19 protein-coding genes are annotated in these 20,609 nt (G+C 46.9%); 14 read left to right on the top strand and 5 right to left on the bottom strand.

The window, feature by feature from the left end:
- Positions 1-41: 41 nt before the first annotated feature.
- Both NIES208_RS08015 and ebsA read right to left on the bottom strand, forming a co-directional pair.
- Positions 42-1,124 carry a phosphotransacetylase family protein gene (locus NIES208_RS08015; protein WP_171971739.1) on the bottom strand — a complete coding sequence of 361 codons (1,083 nt, stop codon included), beginning with the start codon at positions 1,122-1,124 and terminating at the stop codon, positions 42-44.
- 70 nt (positions 1,125-1,194) lie between these two features.
- Positions 1,195-1,575, bottom strand: a complete 381-nt coding sequence (ebsA, locus tag NIES208_RS08010; protein WP_075891527.1) for a type IV pilus biogenesis protein EbsA — start codon at positions 1,573-1,575, stop codon at positions 1,195-1,197.
- Positions 1,576-1,824: 249 nt separating this feature from the next.
- On the opposite strand from ebsA, the gene dusA reads away from it, so the two are divergent.
- From dusA to atpC, 6 genes are all read left to right on the top strand, one after another.
- On the top strand, positions 1,825-2,793 hold the full coding sequence (gene dusA, locus NIES208_RS08005) for a tRNA dihydrouridine(20/20a) synthase DusA (protein WP_075891525.1): 969 nt from the start codon (positions 1,825-1,827) through the stop codon (positions 2,791-2,793).
- 131 nt (positions 2,794-2,924) lie between these two features.
- Positions 2,925-4,235: a four-carbon acid sugar kinase family protein gene (locus NIES208_RS08000; RefSeq protein ID WP_075891523.1), complete on the top strand. Its 1,311-nt coding sequence runs from the start codon at positions 2,925-2,927 to the stop codon at positions 4,233-4,235.
- A gap of 233 nt (positions 4,236-4,468) precedes the next feature.
- Positions 4,469-5,551, top strand: coding sequence for a GGDEF domain-containing response regulator (locus NIES208_RS07995; RefSeq protein ID WP_075891521.1), 1,083 nt, complete (start codon positions 4,469-4,471; stop codon positions 5,549-5,551).
- Between the two features lie 98 nt (positions 5,552-5,649).
- Entirely contained in the window at positions 5,650-6,393 is a 744-nt protein-coding gene (rsmG, locus tag NIES208_RS07990; protein ID WP_075891519.1) for a 16S rRNA (guanine(527)-N(7))-methyltransferase RsmG, read from the top strand.
- 154 nt (positions 6,394-6,547) lie between these two features.
- Positions 6,548-7,999, top strand: coding sequence for a F0F1 ATP synthase subunit beta (gene atpD / locus NIES208_RS07985; RefSeq protein WP_075891517.1), 1,452 nt, complete (start codon positions 6,548-6,550; stop codon positions 7,997-7,999).
- A gap of 111 nt (positions 8,000-8,110) precedes the next feature.
- Positions 8,111-8,515 carry an ATP synthase F1 subunit epsilon gene (gene atpC, locus NIES208_RS07980; protein WP_075891515.1) on the top strand — a complete coding sequence of 135 codons (405 nt, stop codon included), beginning with the start codon at positions 8,111-8,113 and terminating at the stop codon, positions 8,513-8,515.
- Positions 8,516-8,812: 297 nt separating this feature from the next.
- Here the strand turns inward: atpC and NIES208_RS07975 are convergent, their stop codons facing one another.
- Positions 8,813-9,115 (bottom strand): 30S ribosomal protein PSRP-3, encoded by a 303-nt coding sequence (locus NIES208_RS07975; protein ID WP_075891543.1) that lies wholly within the window; start codon positions 9,113-9,115, stop codon positions 8,813-8,815.
- A gap of 288 nt (positions 9,116-9,403) precedes the next feature.
- Between NIES208_RS07975 and rimP the strand changes: the two genes are divergently transcribed.
- The 8 genes from rimP to recO all read left to right on the top strand — a co-directional run bounded on the left by rimP (position 9,404) and on the right by recO (position 16,847).
- Complete coding sequence (gene rimP / locus NIES208_RS07970) at positions 9,404-9,871, top strand: ribosome maturation factor RimP (protein ID WP_075891541.1); 468 nt, start codon at positions 9,404-9,406, stop codon at positions 9,869-9,871.
- A gap of 77 nt (positions 9,872-9,948) precedes the next feature.
- Positions 9,949-11,223, top strand: coding sequence for a transcription termination factor NusA (gene nusA / locus NIES208_RS07965; RefSeq protein WP_075891513.1), 1,275 nt, complete (start codon positions 9,949-9,951; stop codon positions 11,221-11,223).
- Positions 11,224-11,231: 8 nt separating this feature from the next.
- The gene (locus NIES208_RS07960) at positions 11,232-11,519 is read left to right on the top strand and encodes a YlxR family protein (RefSeq protein ID WP_225875273.1); all 288 of its coding nucleotides are present in this window, start codon (positions 11,232-11,234) and stop codon (positions 11,517-11,519) included.
- A gap of 253 nt (positions 11,520-11,772) precedes the next feature.
- On the top strand, positions 11,773-14,706 hold the full coding sequence (gene infB, locus NIES208_RS07955) for a translation initiation factor IF-2 (RefSeq protein ID WP_075891509.1): 2,934 nt from the start codon (positions 11,773-11,775) through the stop codon (positions 14,704-14,706).
- 179 nt (positions 14,707-14,885) lie between these two features.
- A complete protein-coding gene (gene petN, locus NIES208_RS07950; protein ID WP_015135872.1) occupies positions 14,886-14,975 on the top strand; it encodes a cytochrome b6-f complex subunit PetN in 90 nt (29 codons plus the stop codon).
- An 18-nt stretch (positions 14,976-14,993) separates the two neighbouring features.
- Positions 14,994-15,131 (top strand): hypothetical protein, encoded by a 138-nt coding sequence (locus NIES208_RS18925; RefSeq protein WP_171971738.1) that lies wholly within the window; start codon positions 14,994-14,996, stop codon positions 15,129-15,131.
- A gap of 218 nt (positions 15,132-15,349) precedes the next feature.
- On the top strand, positions 15,350-16,024 hold the full coding sequence (deoC, locus tag NIES208_RS07945) for a deoxyribose-phosphate aldolase (RefSeq protein WP_075891507.1): 675 nt from the start codon (positions 15,350-15,352) through the stop codon (positions 16,022-16,024).
- 1 nt (position 16,025) lies between these two features.
- Positions 16,026-16,847, top strand: a complete 822-nt coding sequence (gene recO, locus NIES208_RS07940) for a DNA repair protein RecO (RefSeq protein ID WP_075891505.1) — start codon at positions 16,026-16,028, stop codon at positions 16,845-16,847.
- Positions 16,848-16,898: 51 nt separating this feature from the next.
- Here recO and NIES208_RS07935 read toward each other — a convergent pair whose 3' ends face one another.
- A complete protein-coding gene (locus NIES208_RS07935) occupies positions 16,899-18,806 on the bottom strand; it encodes a hypothetical protein (protein WP_075891503.1) in 1,908 nt (635 codons plus the stop codon).
- 119 nt (positions 18,807-18,925) lie between these two features.
- Positions 18,926-20,578, bottom strand: a complete 1,653-nt coding sequence (locus NIES208_RS07930) for a PhnE/PtxC family ABC transporter permease (protein ID WP_075891501.1) — start codon at positions 20,576-20,578, stop codon at positions 18,926-18,928.
- Positions 20,579-20,609 lie beyond the last annotated feature (31 nt).

The raw sequence follows: 20,609 nt of genomic DNA, 5'->3' as shown, positions 1-20,609 counted from the left end.
GTAGTTTTCCCAAGGGAAAATACAGCAGTTAATCAAGCAATTTAGGATAAGTGTTGCATAAAGCGATCATAGTCGAAATGCTTTTGGAATAATTCTTGGGCAACTTCTACTTTGATGGGTTCTTGCAACCGTACATGGTCAAAGGCTTGGTCGATGATCTCGACGGTGGTGAGGGTATCGTAGTCTACTGACAGGATGGGGACTTCTAAGTCTTCGGCGCGGTTGAGAATGATTTCTTGGGGCGCAACATGCCCTGTCAAAATCAGGCATTGGGTGGATGTTTCAAGGGCGGCTAGTTGTAGGTCTGTGCGATCGCCGCCGGTGACGACTGCCATATTTTGTCGCTGGCGGAAATATTTTAGGGCAGAGTTGACGTTCATCGCGCCAATGGTCAAGCTTTCTACCATCAAATCAAGGCGATCGCTACGGCACAGCACTTCTGCATTGAGGCGCTTTACTAATTCACGAACATTGACGCTGCGTAAAATGCGGTTGGCAGGGATTAAGCCAAAAACATCAATGCCTTTTTTTTGTAGAAAAGGTTTAACTTGTTGCTCTGCAATATCTAGGGCATCGGGGGGAATCTTGTTGATGACGACACCCATCAGGCGATCGCCGAGAAACCGCAATACGGTTAAAAGACTATCAACGAGGAGTTTATCGTGGTAGGGAATGACCAGAAGAATTTGTGCATCTAGGGTGTTGGCAATTTCGCCAGCCGACAGGTTGAAAATACTACCTTCCCAAAGACTTTTGGGTGCTTCAACGAAGGTGATGTCAGTGGTGATATCGTCTAGATCGTCCTTGAGCTTCTGGGGATAGTCGATTTCATCCTCACCGCTCAAACGACGGGTAAGGGTTTCTTGATCGAGGAATAACACCGGCGATCGCACCTCTGCTTCACTAAGATGGAGAGCCTCAACAAGAAACCGCAAATCATCTTCAATCCGCGCAAATGAGCCACTTTGCTCATCATGCCAAACTGTGCCAATGGGCTTACTGTAGGCAACAGAAAGATTTTGTCGCTTGAGTTGTTGCACAAGACCTAAAAGAATGGCCGATTTACCGCTATATGGTTCGGTAGAAGCAACAATGACTCTCTGGGTTGGTTGGGTCACACCCATTACTCCTCTGGAAGCTTAGATTCTATTTAGTAAACAATAACGGAATTTTGACTAGGAGCAAAGCTGAAAATTATTCTTTTGACAATCCTAGAAGCTGGCGATAGAAGCCTTTTGGAAAGTCGATGCGACGGGCTCGCCGGAAATTTGCTAAGAGGTCGATAAGGTAGTCGACAAATTCATTATTGGGCATGGTAACGCTATAGCTCAGCTCTGCTTGGGAATCAAACTGCAGTCGGCAATTTGTCATCTCCGAGGGTAATTTTGAAACATACCAGCTCGCGACGAAGGGAATGCTTTCGCCACCTTCAATTGTCCGCTCCCCTTCGATAGAACCCATCTTGTATAGACCGATGGCATGGGGTAGGGATTTTTGCTTGCTTTTGGGATAGTAGGGGAAATAAATCATTACTTCGCCTTTGCCAGCTGGTTTGATGCTTTCTAGGGCAGACATAATCTACAGTGAAAATGGAGTTTCTTATCTGTCGCATTGTATCTTCTATTTTCAGACTTCTTGCTGATATTTTTATGAGAATATTTGTATAAATCGCGACTTGATATCTTTGATCGTTCCCATGGGATTGCCCTGACTTAACGGTGTCGATGAATTGAGGCGATCGCCATCGAATATTTAGTCCATAGTTTGTCTGCCGTTTGCGCTCAATTTCGCTCAATAGTTTGTAATATCCGTCTAAATTTTTTTATGGAATGTCCCCATCTCGTTAGTGTTGCCCCCATGATGGATCGCACTGACCGTCATTTTCGTTATCTAATGCGCCAAATTACACGGCGGACGCTGTTGCATACTGAAATGGTGACGACTGGTGCCATTATTCACGGCGATCGCCCCAAGCTTTTAGATTTTGACCCGGAAGAACATCCCCTTTCCCTACAGTTAGGCGGCGATAATCCGACAGATTTAGCTGAATGCGCCAAGGTGGGTGAAGACTGGGGTTATGACGAAATCAATCTGAATGTGGGTTGCCCCAGTCCAAGGGTGCAAAAGGGTAATTTTGGAGCTTGTTTAATGACCCAGCCGGAGCTGGTCGCTGAATGCATTGCGGCGATGCAAGATGCAGTAAAAATTCCGGTGACGGTCAAACATCGCATTGGTGTGGATGAGCAAGATAGTTACGAACACCTCCATCGTTTTGTTGAAGTTGTTTCCCAAACAGGCTGCGATCGCTTCTCTGTCCATGCCCGCAAGGCTTGGTTGCAGGGTCTAAGTCCGAAAGAAAATCGTACAGTTCCCCCATTGCGATACGAAGATGTTTACCGTCTGAAAGAAGATTTCCCGCAACTGTGGATCGAAATTAATGGCGGCATTACAACGCTAGATCAAACTAAAACTCACCTGAAAGAAGTTGATGCCGTGATGATTGGGCGGGCAGCCTATGATAATCCTTACATTTTTGCGACGGTAGATCGTGATATTTACGGTGAAGATGCGGAGCCAAAAACGCGCCACGAAATAGTTGAAGCAATGTTGCCCTACATCGAACGCAATCATAAAAAAGGTGTCAAGCTCCACAGTATTAGCCGCCACATGTTGTCGTTATTTCTCGGTCAACCCGGCACAAAGGCTTGGAAACGCTACATTACGGAAGAAGGTCGCGGCCATGAGGTGAGCTGTGAAGTGATTGAACAGGCTTTGGCTTTGGTGCCTCGGTAGCTAGGTGTCAGATATCAGATATCAACGAGTGTGTTGGTTCGCGTCTATTGAGGGTCTGGGCAATTTTTTTTGGCTTGTGTTGATGAATGGCTGTTTGTAAGGATCAAGGAAACAAGGTTTAAGGGATAGTAATGGCTCCAAAAATTATTGTGCTTGATGATGATCCGACGGGTTCTCAGACGGTTCACAGTTGCTCGTTGCTTTTACGCTGGGATGTTGAGACTTTACGGGAAGCGCTCCTAGAGTCTGCACCTATCTTTTTTATCTTGGCGAATACTCGCGCCATGCTAGAAGCTGAGGCGATCGCCACGACCCGCGAAATTTGTATAAATCTCAAAGCTGCTTTAGCTGCTGAAAAGATCAAAAATTTTATTTTAGTCAGTCGGTCTGATTCGACTTTGCGTGGGCATTTTCCCGCAGAACCTGAAGCGATCGCCAGTGTGTTTGGAGAATTTGATGCTTGCTTCCATGCCCCTGCTTTTTTTGAAGGTGGCAGAGTGACCATTGATGGAACCCATTACATTGCTGAAGCTAACCAGTTAACGCCCGTCCACACAACAGAATTTGCGAAAGATGCAATATTTGGTTTTAGCCATAGTTTTTTGCCTGATTACATTGAAGAAAAAACACAGGGGGCGATCGCCGCAGAAACCGTTGAGATTCTCGATGCCCAGCAAAATCAACAACAACTCGCCACTTATTTACAGGGCTTAACAAAAAATCAGCAAATTGTACTTAGCGCCGCAACACAATCAGATTTTGACCAGCTCGTACCCGCGTTATTGGAAGCCACCACTGACGGTAAAAAATTCATTTTTCGCAGTGCCGCTAGTTTACTCACTTCCCTTGCGAATCTTGGCAAACAACCCATTGCAGCGAAACAAATGGGACAGTATCGCCGTTCCAATCATCCGGGTCTAATCCTCGTTGGTTCCCATGTGGCGAAGACGACAGTGCAATTACAAGAATTACTTAAGTTGCCCACCATTCAGGGCATTGAAATCGATGTTTTACGTTGCCAAAAGCACGAAGTCCGTGACACTTTTTTATCAGAAATTCAAGGGGCGATCGCCACAGCCTTTAGTCAGCAACTCACGCCTGTGATCTACACAAGCCGTTCCTTCCAATCCCAAACAAATCAGCAAGAACAACTCTTATTTGGCGAAACCATCACCCAATTTTTATTAGAGATTGTGCAAGCTTTACCCTCGAATTTGGGATTTATAATTAGTAAAGGAGGAAACACTTCCAACCGTTTGCTCAGTCATGGTTTAGATTTAGCTAAAGTTCAATTACTGGGGCAAATTTTGGCAGGTTGTTGTCTCGTTAAAACGACGACAGCACACCCCCAATTGCCAGACTTACCGATTGTTTTATTCCCCGGTAATGTCGGCGATCGCCTCGCACTAGTAGAGGTGTATCGCAGGCTACAGACCCAATAAATTACCCAATAAATTACCCGATAAATTAGAAATATCTGTATTCTCAAAATCTATGGGAGACTTAAACATATTAAGCAAATAGGTCATACAACACCCTTCCTCATACAAAAAATACTTGACCAATAGTTAGGGGATTTTTCCGACATCTTGAACTTGTCCAAGCACGAGATAAGAAGAAATAATGCGACTTGGCGCGCTAACCTCTGTCTGCTAGGAACTCCACCTTAAGCCTGATGAACACACTAGTGTCCCGTGAGGATAACGCAACAATTCTCGTCGTAGACGACAACATCACGAATCTCAGGTTGCTGACAGCAATCCTTTCTCAACATGGCTATACCGTCAAAATTGCCAAAAGCGCTTTGGCTGGCCTCAGACATCTAAAGCAGTGCCAAACTGATTTAATCTTGCTAGATATTAAAATGCCCCACATTGATGGCTACCAATTTTGTATCTGGCTCAAGTCACACCCGACGACTAAAAATATTCCCATTATTTTTCTCAGCGGTACTCAGCAAAGCATTGCCAAAATTAAAGCATTCTCGGTGGGAGGAGCAGATTTTATTGCCAAACCCTTTCAAAGTATTGATGTTTTAGCGCGCATTGAACATCAGCTCCAACTCGCCTATCTACAGCGGCAACTACGAGACAAAAACAAAATTCTGGCCGCAGAGGTAAAACGCCGTCAAAAAATTGAAGCTTTATTACTCAGTCAGAAAGCACAACTAAAAAAAGAAATCAAACAGCGTCAGCATATGGAGGAGCTACTCCGCTTACGTAATATCCGTCTCACTCGTCAAGCAAATATTGATGACCTCACCCAAGTGGCAAATCGCCGCCATTTTGACCACTGTCTAGTACGCGAAATTTCTAGGGCTCACACCTCTGGTTGTCCTTTATCCCTTGTCCTGTGTGATATCGATTTTTTCAAAAAATACAATGACTATTATGGCCACCAAGGAGGCGATAAATGCCTCAACATAGTAGCTCAAACTTTGGCTGATGTTGTGAACTTACCGGGGGATCTCGTGGCTCGCTATGGCGGGGAAGAGTTTGCGCTGATTTTGCCGGACACCTATATGGATGCGGCCATTGAGGTTGTGCACTGTGTACAAAGGACGATCGCCGAACTAAAGTTAGAACATCAGGCTTCGGAAATCTCGAACTACATCACGATTAGCTTTGGGGGCTGTACGCTTCTCCCCGGTGACTGTAGCGACGCACAGAGTTTGATCAAAAATGCCGACCAGGCTTTATATGATGCGAAACGTCGAGGGCGCTCCCAAGTACGTTGGTGCCACGAAAACCGACATTGAACTATCTTCGAAGCCTTGACTTTGCATCCCTTATTCTGTGGATACTTAAAACAGGATTACCATCTTAATGATCTCAAGCTTCACTCACTTTTTCTGCTATGACCGATGTGTTTCGGGAATTTCAATCCCTGTTTGATACCCATAAAGCAACGCTAACTTGGCAACCCCCCACGGAAGTTATTGCCCAATTTAGCGAGCTGTACAACGGTATTTTTGTCGGAAATCAGCGTCTTAATTTAACTCGCATCACGAGCGTTGAAGATTTTTGGGAAAAACATTTGTGGGATTCTCTCGTCGCTTTAAACTTGACATCTCTAGATATTCCTACGATGGCTAAAGTGATTGATGTGGGCACTGGCGGTGGTTTTCCGGGATTACCTTTGGCGATCGCCTACCCAGAATGGCACATCACTTTGCTCGACTCCACCCAAAAAAAAATCACCTTCCTTGCCGAACTGAGCCAAGATCTTAATTTAAAAACCCAAACCATCGCTGCACGGGCGGAAACCGTCGGACAAGATCCCATCCATCGCGAACAATATGACCTCGTCACCATTCGTGCCGTAGCCAAAGCCTCTGTCTGTCTCGAATATGCCCTTCCCCTTCTCAAAATAGGTGGTGTTGCCATTTTGTATCGTGGTCAATGGACACCGAAAGAAACAAGTCAGCTACTACCGGCGATCGCCCAATGCGGCGGCGAACTCATCGATCTCCTCACCTGCGAAACCCCCATCACAAAAAGTCAACGCACCTGCCTTTACATTCAGAAAAAAAAACCTAGCGATCCCCATTTTCCGAGGGCGATCGGCACACCAAAACAATCACCCCTCGCACCCGTCTAAGTTCTCCGAAACCCATACCAAAACACCATTCCAAATCTGCTTTACAGAATCCCAAGAGATGGTAATCTGAGTATGGCAAAATTTTACATTAGGTTACGACTTCGGTCACCGAGACCCAGTTTCGGCTTAACAAATAACCAATAAATTAAAAAGAATGGTAGCTACTCAAGAAAAAACATTGGGTAAAATCACCCAAGTAATCGGTCCTGTAATTGACGCAGAATTCCCTAGCGGTAAACTGCCCCGCATTTACAACGCCCTCAAAATCCAAGGCAAAAATCCCGCAGGTCAAGACATCAACATCACCTGTGAAGTCCAACAACTTCTTGGCGATAACCAAGTACGCGCAGTGGCCATGAGTGGCACTGACGGCTTAGTACGTGGCATGGATGTCCTCGACACCGGTGCTCCCATCAGCGTTCCCGTTGGTAAGAAGACCCTCGGCCGTATCTTTAACGTCTTGGGTGAACCTGTAGACGAGCAAGGTGAAGTCGGTGCAGAAGAGACTTCTCCCATTCACCGTGCCGCTCCTAAGCTGACAGAACTTGAGACAGCACCTTCCGTTTTCGAAACTGGCATCAAAGTCGTAGACCTCCTCACTCCCTACCGTCGTGGTGGCAAGATTGGTCTATTTGGTGGTGCAGGTGTCGGCAAGACCGTCATTATGATGGAACTGATCAACAACATTGCCACCCAACACGGTGGTGTCTCCGTATTTGCGGGTGTAGGTGAGCGTACCCGTGAAGGGAATGACCTCTACAACGAGATGATGGAATCTGGCGTAATCAACGAGGAAAACCTCAACGAATCCAAGATTGCCCTCGTCTACGGTCAAATGAACGAGCCCCCCGGAGCGCGCATGCGTGTTGGTCTGTCCGGCTTGACCATGGCGGAATACTTCCGTGATGTCAACAAGCAAGACGTTCTGCTCTTCATCGACAACATCTTCCGCTTCGTACAAGCAGGTTCTGAAGTATCCGCACTGCTCGGTCGGATGCCTTCTGCAGTAGGTTATCAGCCGACCCTCGGTACTGATGTCGGTGACCTCCAAGAGCGTATTACTTCTACAAAAGAAGGTTCGATCACTTCCATCCAAGCGGTATATGTACCTGCGGATGACTTGACTGACCCCGCGCCTGCAACAACCTTTGCGCACCTCGACGGTACTACTGTACTTTCCCGTGCCTTGGCTTCTAAGGGTATTTATCCTGCGGTAGATCCCCTAGGCTCTACTAGTACAATGCTCCAGCCTGACATCGTTGGCGATGAGCACTATGACACTGCCCGTGCTGTACAGTCTACCCTCCAGCGTTATAAAGAACTTCAAGACATCATCGCGATTCTAGGTCTTGATGAATTGTCTGAAGAAGACCGTCTGACTGTAGACCGTGCTCGTAAGATTGAGCGTTTCTTGTCTCAGCCTTTCTTTGTTGCGGAAGTATTTACTGGTTCTCCGGGTAAGTATGTTTCCCTCGAAGACACAATTGATGGCTTTAAGCGCATCCTTGCTGGTGAACTGGATGATCTGCCTGAGCAAGCGTTCTACCTCGTCGGTAACATTGATGAGGCGATCGCCAAAGGTAAGAAGCTCCAAGAGCAAGGCTAATCGTTAGATTGCTAAGTTTAAGGTCAGTACTTTTGTGTAAAGCAGAGTGCTGACCTTTTACCAATGAGTCGTCCTATTTTTTGAATTATTTTTTTGGAATAATATAAACTAATGGCTTTAAAAGTAAGAGTGATCACGCCAGATCAGACGGTTTTGGATGACAGTGTAGAAGAAGTCATTCTGCCGAGTAGTTCTGGCCAAGTCGGTATTTTATCTGGGCATGCTCCCCTACTAACAGCACTGGAAACAGGTGTTTTACGAGTACGCACAAATGACTGGGAAAATATTGCCATCACCGATGGTTTTGCAGAAGTCGAAGAGAATGAAGTGAAAGTTCTCGTCAATGCAGCAACTAAAGCATCCGACATTGATTTAGAGGAAGCTCGCCAAGTATTCACCGCCGCTCAATCTAAGTTTGAGGGTATGAGCAGCGAATCTGGTAAAGATTATTTTGATGCTCGCCAAGAGTTTAAGCGTGCACGTGCGCGTTTCATGGCCGCTGGTGGCATGGTCTAGGTCTAAGTCTTTGCTTGACGAAGGATTTAGAACTTTAAGAGAAGCTAAAGAAGTATTACTAAATTAATATTAATAAAATCAAAAGGTAGCCATGGGGCTACCTCTTTTTGTTTAATCACACATAAGTTTTTAGTTAACGGAAGAAGCGAGTGAACGCCTAACTAACTACAAATAAAAATTAATCGATTTCAATACCAAGTACATTCATGCCGCACAAAGGAGTCATGACCAATTTTTTTGGGTGGGGCTACGCTTTGCAGGACAAAATAGAATAAATAGTTTGAGTCAATCTAGAATCTAGTTGCTGCCGCTAAATGCTACTTCAGGGAATTTCGCCTGAGCTTCTGCCATGCTGGTCTTCTTGCCGTTTTCTTGCCAGTAGTTAATGACCTCTGTTGCTTGGTTAAGCACATCAATGCGCTCTGCCTCAGAAATCCAATGCTTTGCTTCCATCTCATCTTTAAGCTGTTGCCAAGCATCGTTACGGGGCCAGAAAAAATATGCAGTCAAAGGACTTGTTCCTTTTCCGACTACCTGATCAACGGCGATCGCCACATCTTTATCTAACCAAAGAACCTTTAATAGAAATCTTTCTGCCAATGAAGCCTCCGAACCCAAATAGACAATTGGTTTCAAAAATTTACAGTCTACTATCTTACAATGAAGCGACTGATTTTCAACGGCAATATCGAAATTTGCTAAGGCATTTGGCGAAAGCTATGATCCCTACGGAGATCAAAATTTGTGCTATGTCCCTTTGACAAGGTCATATTATTGGGACGGTGATAGTATAATTATTAGAGTAAAGTAGCAAGCTTTACGAATCACACCTCGATTTAAAGTTCATTGAAGTGGGTCAAGCCCGCTTTTTTTGTTGTCTGTTTGTTTATGGCTCATCCCCTGATTCCCGATATTGTCGCCTGTGCTAAACCAATTGCCGAGAGCTTGGGTTTAGAGGTCGTCGATGTCGTTTTCCAGACTAATAAAAAACCGCCTGTACTCCGGATTGATATTCGTAATTTAGAGCAGGATACAGGTTTGGAAGATTGTGAACAGTTCAGTCGTGCGTTTGATCCTCACCTCGAATCGCAAAATTTGATTCCGGGTGCCTACGTACTGGAGGTGTCGAGTCCCGGCACAACACGCACTCTGAGCTTGGATCGCGAGTTTGTGGCTTTTCGCGGTTTTCCTGTCGTTGTTAAAACCTACGCGCCGTATAAAGACAAAAAAGAATGGCGGGGCAATTTGCAACAGCGGGATGATGAGATGATTCGACTCACCCAGAAAGGCAAGGCGATCGCCATCCCCCGGGAACTCGTTGCCAAGGTTCAGCTAGATGACCAAACCGAATCGTAACCAAGCTCCCCCTGATCACATCAACCACAAAGCCTTTCATTTTTTTCGTTTCTAGTTTTTATTTAGATTAAAATTCTATGTCCCTTGTTAACCTCGCTGGTCTAAGTACGCTCGTTGGTGAAATCAGCGATCGCCATAACCTCCCCCAAACAGCCGTCCAAGACGCCCTTAGTGAAGCATTATTGAAGGGCTATGAACGCTATCGTCGCTCCCAAAACCTCGATCAAGTAGCCCCCTTCCCCGAAGACTATTTTGATAACTTCGAAGTAGAGCTTGATTTAGAAGAAGAAGGCTTTCGGGTACTATCCACAAAATTAATTGTCGAAGAAGTTGAAAATACCGATCACCAAATTGCCCTCGTCGAAGTCCAAGAAGTGGCCACCGAAGCCCAACTAGGAGACTCCGTCATTCTCGATGTCACACCCGAACAAAATGATTTCGGCCGGATGGCAGCGATTCAGACAAAGCAAGTACTATTGCAAAAATTACGGGATCAGCAGCGCAAGCTCGTCCAAGAAGAATTTCAAGAATTAGAAGGAGAAGTACTCCAAGCACGAGTACTACGCTTTGAACGTCATTCGATCATCATGGCAGTCACCAGTGCCTTTGGTCAGCCAGAAACCGAATCCGAGTTGCCTCGCCGTGAGCAGCTTCCCAACGATAACTACCGCGCCAATGCCACCTTTAAGGTGTACCTCAAAAAAGTCAAAGAAGGCTCCCACCGCGGGCCTCAGCTCGTTGTTTCCCGGGCAGCAGCGGATCTTGTGGTTTATCTTTTTGCCAACGAAGTACCAGAAATTGAAGAAGAAATTGTGCGCATTGTCGCCGTGGCAAGGGAAGCCAACCCACCGACTCGTTATGTTGGTCCTCGGACAAAAATTGCTGTAGATACCGTTGAGCGCGACGTTGATCCGGTCGGTGCTTGCATTGGAGCGCGAGGCTCTCGTATTCAAGCAGTCGTTAACGAGCTACGTGGTGAAAAAATCGATGTGATTCGTTGGTCTCCCGACCCTTCCACTTACATTGCCAACGCCCTCAGCCCCGCTAGGGTTGATGGTGTAATTTTGGTGGATGCAGAAGAGCGACAAGCCATTGTGCTTGTTCCGGAAAATCAATTGAGTTTAGCGATTGGTAAAGAAGGGCAAAATGTTCGTTTGGCAGCTCGTCTGACTGGCTGGAAAATTGATATTAAGGACAGTCAAAAATATGAAGAAGAGCAAGCGGCATTGGCTGGCGCAGCGGTAGCAGAGCCCCTCGAAGCAACAGAACCTAACAATATTGACCTTGAGATAGAGAACAAATCTGATACGACTGAACCGAAGGTAATTGAATCTAACACCGAAGAGGAATAGCATTATTAATGGTTCTTCCGTTAGGCGATCGCCCCCCAAAGAAACACATGACTCAAACTAACTATCGCCGTTGTGTCGCCTGTCGCAAATTAGCACCGAAACAATCTTTTTGGCGAGTCGTGAGAGTCTATCCATCCCAAACGGTACAATTAGATCGAGGTATGGGACGTTCAGCCTATCTATGTCCCAACCGAGACTGTCTAACCCTTGCCCAACGAAAACAACGCCTTAGGCGATCACTTAAAAAAAATATACCCACTGAAATCTATCAGCAACTAGCTTTGAGGCTCAACTAAGAAACCCTTAATTGGCGATTGATTAACCATTAATTCCTCTTGAAGACTTTACTCTTACCCTGATTTTTGTACCTTTTATACCTCCTAAAAAACAATCCAACAAAACCTCTCCCTATGACTCAACAGCCCACCCCAATAAAAATTAGGAGGACAGGACATTCCTTTACTAACACCCCCTAACCCCAACCCCCTTTTACACAACTCACAACTATTCAAAAAACACACCTATAGACTCAGGAAAGGACATTATTGAATGAATAACGGCAAAGTTAGAATTTACGAACTCTCGAAGGAGCTGAATCTCGAAAATAAAGATATTTTGGAAATCTGTGAGCATCTTTCTATTGCAGCTAAAAGCCATAGCAGTACCATTACAGAAGACGAAGCTGAAAAAATTCGAGCCAATGCAACAACCGCCACATCAAAAGTTGCCAGCAAGCCGAAACCCCAGCGACCCAAGAAAAAGAAACAAGAAATCTTGTCAATACAATCTACTCCGAAAGACGATACTCAAAAAGCACCAGCCCCAGTAGCCGAGGCTCCGGCAAATGCTAGTGAAGACGATAACTCTTCATCTAGCCGTAAGCTAGAGCGACCGAGATTACAATCTCCTCCCAGTCGTGGTAGTACAACAGCTGCAGCAAAAGTTGTCAAGATGCCAGCAGAGTCTGCTCCTACGGTACAGGCCGTAGAAAATACAGTCGAAGAAGACTCTACCACTACCGCAAAACAAAATATCGTTAAACCTAAACTCGTGGCGCCCCCGTCACGACCAAGTAAAAAAACGACGACAAAACCTTCTAGCGGCTCCAACTCTCGCCCTGATAGCAAGCAAAGTTCAGACAAGACAACGAGTGATGGCGACAAACCCTCTAAAAATTTGCAATTGAAGCCAAAGCCTCAAATTGTCGGGACCGTCAGTCGTAATGCGAAAAAACCGAAGGAAGCAGAGCCAGAACTCACGCCAACAAGTGCCGATGGTGAGTCCGACGATGATGATAGCACCGTATCGGAAGCACTACTCGCACCACCCAAGCGTCCTCAACCAAAACCCAAAAAATCGTTAGGAACTAAGCCTAGTAGTAAACGCAAGAAGTGGGAAGACGAAGAAGAAGAACAGCAAAACGCGCAGAAGAACAAGAACTCAAAACTCAAGCGTCGTCCCCTTGTCATTGATGATGACGATGATGAATTTGAAACAGCTCTCGGTAGCGACAAAGAAGCAACGCCAGTGAGCTTGTCCATTGCACGTCCTCCAAGACCGAAAAAGGCAACGACTAATAAACCTCCCACATCAAAGCCCCGCAAGCCAAGTATGAAAAAAGGTGGTTCTGGTGGTAGTTCTGCGGCTCAGCAGAAAAATCAGAAGCGCGATCGCCCCGATGTGCAGGCTCCTCCAGAGGAAATCACCTTAACGGAGACGATGACTTTGCGGGAAATGGCAGAGGCGCTGCATATTTCAGAGACAGATATTATTCGCCGTCTGTTTACGAAGGGGATCGCTATTAATATCACGCAAACCCTCGATTACGACACTGCCCAAATGGTTGCAGAAGAGTTTGAGGTAACCGTGAATGCTCCAGAGGCGAAATCGGAAGCAACAAAATCTACTGAAATGCTAGATGTTGCCGACTTTGATAACCTTAAGCATCGTCCCCCTGTTGTTACCATCATGGGACACGTTGACCATGGTAAAACAACGCTCCTTGACTCGATTCGTGAGACTAAAGTTGTCCAGGGCGAAGCCGGCGGCATTACCCAGCATATCGGGGCCTACCATGTTGATGTGGAACATAATGGCAAGCCGTCCCAGATCGTTTTCCTCGATACGCCCGGTCACGAAGCCTTTACGGCAATGCGAGCCCGTGGTGCGAGAGTCACCGATATCGCAGTGCTCGTCGTAGCAGCTGATGATGGTGTTCGTCCCCAGACCTTGGAGGCCATTAAGCATGCCCAGGCTGCGCAGGTTCCCATTGTTGTTGCCATTAACAAGATGGATAAGGCAACGGCAGAGCCAGACCGTGTGAAGCAGGAGTTGTCTGAACAGGGTTTATTGCCGGAAGAGTGGGGCGGAGAGACCATTATGGTTCCTGTTAGTGCCTTAACGGGTGACAATCTTGATACTTTGCTCGAAATGCTGCTGCTTGTGTCAGAGATTGAAGAGCTCTCTGCGAATCCAGATCGTTTGGCGAAGGGTACTGTTATTGAGGCTCATCTTGACCGAGCACGGGGCCCTGTGGCATCACTCTTGATTCAGAACGGTACATTACGCGTGGGTGATGTGATTGTTGCGGGTTCTGTCATGGGTAAAATCCGTGCCATGATCGACGACCGTGGTGAGCATGTGGCTGAGGCAACTCCTTCTTTTGCAGTGGAGATTCTTGGTCTTAATGAAGTGCCTGCTGCTGGTGATGAGTTTGATGTCTACAACAATGAGAAAGAGGCGCGGGCGATCGCCGACGAACGAGCGGAAGGCAACCGCCAGTCTCGACTCCAACAGGCCATGTCTTCCCGCCGTGTGAGCTTGAGTAGTCTCTCCGCACAGGCAGAAGAAGGCGAACTCAAGGAACTGAACCTTATTCTCAAAGCAGATGTACAAGGTTCTGTCGAAGCTATCTTGGGATCACTCCAACAGCTTCCCCAAGACGAAGTACAAATTCGTGTCTTGCTCTCTGCTCCCGGCGAGATTAGTGAAACCGATGTAGATCTCGCTGCTGCTAGTGGCGCTGTCATCATTGGCTTTAATACAACCCTCGCACCGGGGGCTAGACAAGCAGCAGAACAAGAAGGTGTTGATATTCGTGAGTACAACGTTATTTATCGTTTCCTCGAAGAAATTCAAGGGGCGATGGAAGGTCTTCTTGATCCTGAAGAGGTTGAGGAGCACCTCGGTCAAGCTGAAGTACGGGCTGTATTCCCCGTTGGTCGTGGCTCCGTTGCTGGTTGCTATGTCCAGTCTGGTAAGGTTGTCCGTAACCGCATGGTACGCGTCAAACGCGGCAATACCGTTGTTTATGAAGGTCCCCTTGATTCTCTGAAGCGGGTTAAAGAAGACGTTCGCGAAGTGAATTCTGGCTATGAATGTGGTATCGGCGTTGATAAATTTAGCACCTGGAAAGAGGGCGATATTATTGAAGCCTTTGAGATGGTGTTTAAGCGTCGTCTGTTAGCCGGTCGTAAAAGCTAGATGGCGATCGCCGCAACATAAACTAGCGAAAAACTAGAAACTCAATGAAAGTCTCTCACTGAATGTGGGGGATTTTTTTCTAACCAGATGAGAAACTTCAATAATGACGTTCACTTCAGGTCTGGTTTCACGATATTATGTGTGGGATAACTTGATAAAAATTAAGCATATTTAAACATATGGATGTTCTTTCTTTAGGCTGGGGCGCAATGCTCGCTCTCTTTGCTTGGTCGATCGCCATGGTTGTTTGGGCTAGAAACGGTTTCTAAAAAATTTCAAAAAAAATTGTGGAAACATACTTTTTAAACTCTCTTTTTCTAGGGGCACTAGTATTATTGCTACTCGTCAGTGGCGGCATTTCCTATCTTACTTTTGTTGAATGGCGCGATCGCCGTCGCCAAGAGCGGGATCGTCGAGGTCAATAGTGACCTAAGTGTGCCCTTTAACAGCAAAATATCATTCCTATTAATCTTGTAATGACATTCCTCCACAACCATTGCGGGGGATTTTTTATGCTTAGTTTTTTTGATGCTGAGCAAGAAATTGGGGCATTATTACATTATCTGTTCGTAATTCTTAGTAAGGAAATGTCCAGTACCTCATCAATCTGTCAAAATTAAAGGAGTTTGTTGACGACACACCTATGGCTATTTCTGAATACGAAATTGATCTCTCTCGCTACATTGAGCATTCGATGCTGCATCCGGCGGCAACGGTGGAACAGGTCAAACATTATTGTCAGCAGGCAGACCAGTGGCGCTTTCCCTGTGTCTGTGTGTATCCAAATATGGTGCGCATTGCTGAGGAAGAATTGCATAATAGTCGTACCCAAGTTTGTACTGTTATCGGGTTTCCCTCCGGTGCCCATACGCGAGCGACAAAACTCTATGAAGCCCAAGAAGCGGTGGACAATGGCGCAACGGAACTCGATGTTGTTCTCAGTCTCGGTTTACTAAAAATGGGTCGGTCTGATGATGTTTACCAAGAAATTGCAGAAATTCGGGAGCTAACCGGGGTCATTGTGAAGGCAGTTTTGGAGACGAGCCTACTGACCGATGACGAAAAATGTTTAGCCGCAGAAATATGCCTAGATGCAGGGGCGGATTACCTCAAAACATCGACTGGTTGGTTTGGGGGGGCGACTACAGATGATGTCAAATTACTGAGTGGCATTACCAAGGGTCGCATTGGGATTAAGGCGGCGGGGGGAATCAAAACCCCAGAACAGGCTCTGAATTTGATTCGGGCTGGGGCAACTCGATTGGGCACGTCGCGGGGTGTCAAAATTATGGAAGAGCGAGACGCGATGGCGGACTAGAATGGCGACTCCCTTTAAGGTGACAGGCATTGTAATTAAGGGTTATCCGCTGGGGGAATCGGATCGCTTGGTGACGATTTTGTCGCCGGAGCTAGGGTTATTAAAGGCGGTGGTGCCGGGAGCGCGGAAGCATCGTTCTCAGTTGCGGGGGCGTACTGAGCTTCTGGTGGTGAATGATTTTCTACTGATTAAAGGGCGATCGCTGAATCGAGTGAGCCAGGCGGAAACATTAACGTCCCACGCAGGGCTGAGCAAGGATTTTGGTAAGTTGGCGGCAGGGCAATATTTAGCAGAATTAGTGGGTTATCTCGGCGTTAGTGACCTGTACCAGACTGAACTTTATAGTCTCCTACTAGAGCATTTGCAGCGCCTAGAGCAATTAGACATTACGCCGGAAAATCGCGTTGTTGAAATTGTGGCGCATCTTACCCAAGCTGTTTTTCATTTGTTGGCGATCGCCGGACTGGCTCCCCAAACCCAACGTTGCAATGTCACCCAAGAGATTATCGACGCAAATTTTGTTGATCCCCGCTGGCGGACAGGTTTTAGCCATAGTCTCGGCGGCGTTTTCCGATTAGATCAACGTCCTGCTAGTCTCAAACTTGACCAACGTTTAACGGCGCTAGAGTTAGAACTTTTACAGGGTTTGGCTGCGGCACAGTTGCCTAATTTTGCGGAGTGGTCGTCAAAAAATACTGTATTTCCTCTCGAAACTGCATGGTTGCGACTAGAGAGGTTGATGCGAGATTACAGTGAATACCACATCGGTAAATCACTCAAAACAGCAACGCTGATCGATACAATCGCGCCGCTATCTTTTTAGACTTCCTTTTAGATTTTTAGGGTGGTTTTGATGCTAAAGAGGGGCGAGAGCTTAAGGCTTGTAATCAACTAAAAGCACGCCATTTACGTCATAGACCTGCACAGGCACATTCGTATTTTTGCTAATCACCTCAAGGGCTTGCTCAAGGGTGGCAATGTGGTCGAGAATGCGGATTTTGGCGTCGCTATTATTAGTCGCGCTGGCTTGAACAGCGGTCTCTTGCACTTCGTTAACGTAGGCGGCCGTCAGTCTGACATTGATATTGCGGGCATCAAGGGTAAAGGTACAAATATTTGGTTCGCCAGCGCAGGTACGGCGTAAATCGTTTTCTGCTTGTCTGAGGCGTGTGTAGAGCTGCAACTGCACTTGGGATGATTCGATGGCTTGGTTAAAGCGGGCGATCGCCGGTTTTGCGAGGGTTGCTTGGTAGGTATCCTCTGGCACTTCTTCCATGTAGCGAATCGCATTACGCCAGTGAAAAGTTGCCTCTTCCCAATTTTCTGCCAGTTCTGCATCCCTCGCCAATTGGGAGATACGGATACCTTGGTTGTAGATATCTCTCGCAAAGGTTTCTTTATCTTGCTGTTCTTTGCTATCGCTCATCTGGGGTACATAACTGCTGATGAGCTCTTGGGCTTCGTCGTAGGCTGTTGTACCTTCCGCCACAGTCTCTAGTTTCTGGACAGCGTTAGCCCATGAGAGATAGGCCTGCTCCCAACTGTCGAGGGATTGAGCGACACCCTGTTGCACCTGGGCAACTTTGGCAGCTTCTTTGGCTTGGGCAAGGATTTCGACAGCTTGCTCCTCCTGGGTAAGGCGTTGGTTAATGGCATTTAAGTTGCGCTCGTAAGCGTCGATTTTGCTTTGGGCGAAGGGATAGAAAAAGTCTTGGGGCGGCACTTGACTCAAGCCGGCGATCGCCGCCTGCCACTGTGTTGCAATTTCCGCCCACTTTTCGGCGGGGAAGGGGGGATTTTGACTCATTTGAGCAGCTTCAGAGGCTTTAAACAAAGAGCTAACCACCTGATCAAGGCTGCCGGAGAGGGCGCGGTATTCCTCTAATCTTCTTTGGGCTTCGGTGTAGCGGGGCGACCAAAAAGGAATGGCTTCAAGTTTTTTGATGGCATCGTCTAGTTGTCCTTGTGCTGTCAGGATCTGTTGGCCTGTGGGATTGCTCTGGAATGTTTTAATGGATTGCTCACTCAGTTTTTCGGCACGACTCATGGTTTCGCAGCGGTCGATTACACAGGGGCGAGTCAACACGTAAAATGCTGTGCCGGAAAAGGCGAGGGCAAGGCAAGCAGCAAAGGCGAGGGTTGCTTTTCCTAAACGGCGATCGCCAACTTCATCTACCTCATCATCATCGTCCTCAAAGCCCTCATCCATTGAGGTAAAACCTTCAAAGCCAAGATCTTCATCTTCCCCATCATATTCATCCATTGCTGCCGCCGGCATTGCAAAATCAGCATCGTCATCTAATGCATTTACTCCGACTTCAGAGTCTTGCTCAAAGGGCGACGCAAATTCCTCAAAGTCTTCATCCGTTTCGTCAAATGATGATTCTGTTGTTGCCTCCAATTCTGCAACACTGGCAGCCTCGGCCGGGGCTTCCGCCTCTATCGGTGTGGGCGCTGCTGTCGCTTCTGCTGTGGGAGGTTTACTTTGTTCTGTCAGGGTATGGAAAGCGTAGGGTTGATTACTGCCCTCAACGCGCAAATACATTAGAACTTGATGTTGGTGGAGAATATCGCCTTCGTAGAGAAATTGGCGAATCGCTCGAAAAACTTTCCGGGGGTAAGGCAAAGCGGGTGCACCATGCTGCACTAGGACAATTAAAATGCCTTCTTTAAAAACGCAGCGCACTTGCATTGGTTGCGTTTGGGATGGTTCCGCATGGAGTCGATTTTGCAGATCCTGCTCAAGGGTATGGAGATTTAGCGAAGATGCGGCATCGGACATGGGACGGAAAGCCTATGGACTCGGAAGTTCACCTGTAAGTAAAGCTTAAAAAAATCGGATTGTCAAAATGGCTTGAAGTTCTTCAAGGTTGGCGATCGCCTCATCGCTATCCTGATGTTTTAAGGGTCTGATTTCCGGCGTAGCAAAGCACTAAATTGATCAACAAACTGGGTTAACACCAAAAAGCAAATCAGTGTGAGCATTACCCCAGCATAATTAAAGCTACTGAGCTGTTCTGTGAGGAGTCGCCCCAAACCACCCGCCCCCACTAAACCGACAATGACTGTTTCCCTTAAGCAAACTTCCCAGCGATAGAAAGTGTAGGCAATGAAGTTCGGTAAGGTTAGCGGCACAACGCCGTAAAGAAAAACAGAGCTAGGAGAACTTCCCAGTTGATCTAAAGCCTCAATGGGTTTGCGGTCTAGGTTTTCGATCACTTCGGTCATTAAGCGCCCTAAAACGCCGAGGTTGTGAATCCCTAGGGCGATCGCCCCCGGCAAGATCCCCGGAAACAGAATAAACAAAATCACCAACGCCCAGATGGGGGCAGGAATACCCCGGCAAATTAATAAAACGAAACGACTAAAATAACGCGCCCCCGGCGCTAAAACTTGGGGTCGAGTCGAATTTGTTTTAAAAATCTCTGCCGCACAAAAAGCAAGGATAAATCCGCCAACACCAGCTAAGGCGATCGCCAAAATTGACATTTCGAGAGTTTGAACACTGAGCCAAAACAAATCAATGAGCATCTCTCGGTTAAATTCAAAACGTTGCAGTTGCGATGTCACTTCTTCCAGAAAAAGACCCGCTTGCCTTGACCATAGCCGTTGCCAGTCCGGGCGAATAAACCAAAAACCCCAACTCACTAATCCCCCCGCGCCGAACATTGTGCCCAGGAGCCAATGCCGTTTTTGGACATTGACTTGGTATCGCTTCGTATTGAGGTCTAGTCGGCTCGTGCAACCAAGCTTTTTTCGCAGGAAGCCACTACTCCAATCCACCACCGCATTGAGCGCAATGAGGGCATAGAAAAGCGTCCAAAGCTGCTCATATCGCAGCGACTGTAAACTTAGGAAAATTTCGTAGCCCAGCCCGCCTGCGCCAATGATACCGAGGACAGCAGCCGAACGCAGCGAACATTCAAAACGATAAAAACCGTAGGACAACAGATTAAACAAAGCTTGGGGCAAGAGGCCATAGAGCATTGCCTGTGCTGGGTGGATGCCAGCGACGACGAGTGTATTAAATCCTTCCTTGGGTGTTTCATCTAAAATTTCTGCAAAAACTTTAGACACAATCGCGCCAAAGGGTAAGGCGATCGCCCCCAACGCCACTAGCGAATCTAACCCCCAAATATTAATCAAGATTAACCCCCACACCAACTCATGAATCGCGCGAGGTACAGCCAACACAGCACGAATACCCTGCCAAATAATTAACGACTGCCGAGGCAAGAGAGATTGCCAAACAACCTTGGCACTGAGCAATCCTCCGACAAACCCAAAACTTAAACTAAAAAATGTGCCACACACCGCATAGGCAAAAGTGGTGAGGGTTGCGGTCGTCACTATCTGGAGAAACTCAGCGCTTAAATCCGGCTGTAAACTTGCCCGTAAAAACCCACCGAGTAAGGCAAAACCACCACCATTGAGCAGCCCATTATTATTTTGAAAAACGTCCCATAGACTAAAGGCGATCGCCGCACCAAAACAGTAATAGCCCCACATCCGCCAAGGCATCTTTTTCGGAGCCGAAAGGGAGATTCTAAACATCAATGGCTAGATAGGGCGAAGAATATGGCAA

Origin of the sequence: [Limnothrix rosea] IAM M-220, from assembly GCF_001904615.1 — a bacterium.
Lineage (GTDB): Bacteria > Cyanobacteriota > Cyanobacteriia > Cyanobacteriales > MRBY01 > MRBY01.
Note: the sequence above shows the minus strand (reverse complement) of the source record. Positions and strands in the feature narration are given on the sequence as shown.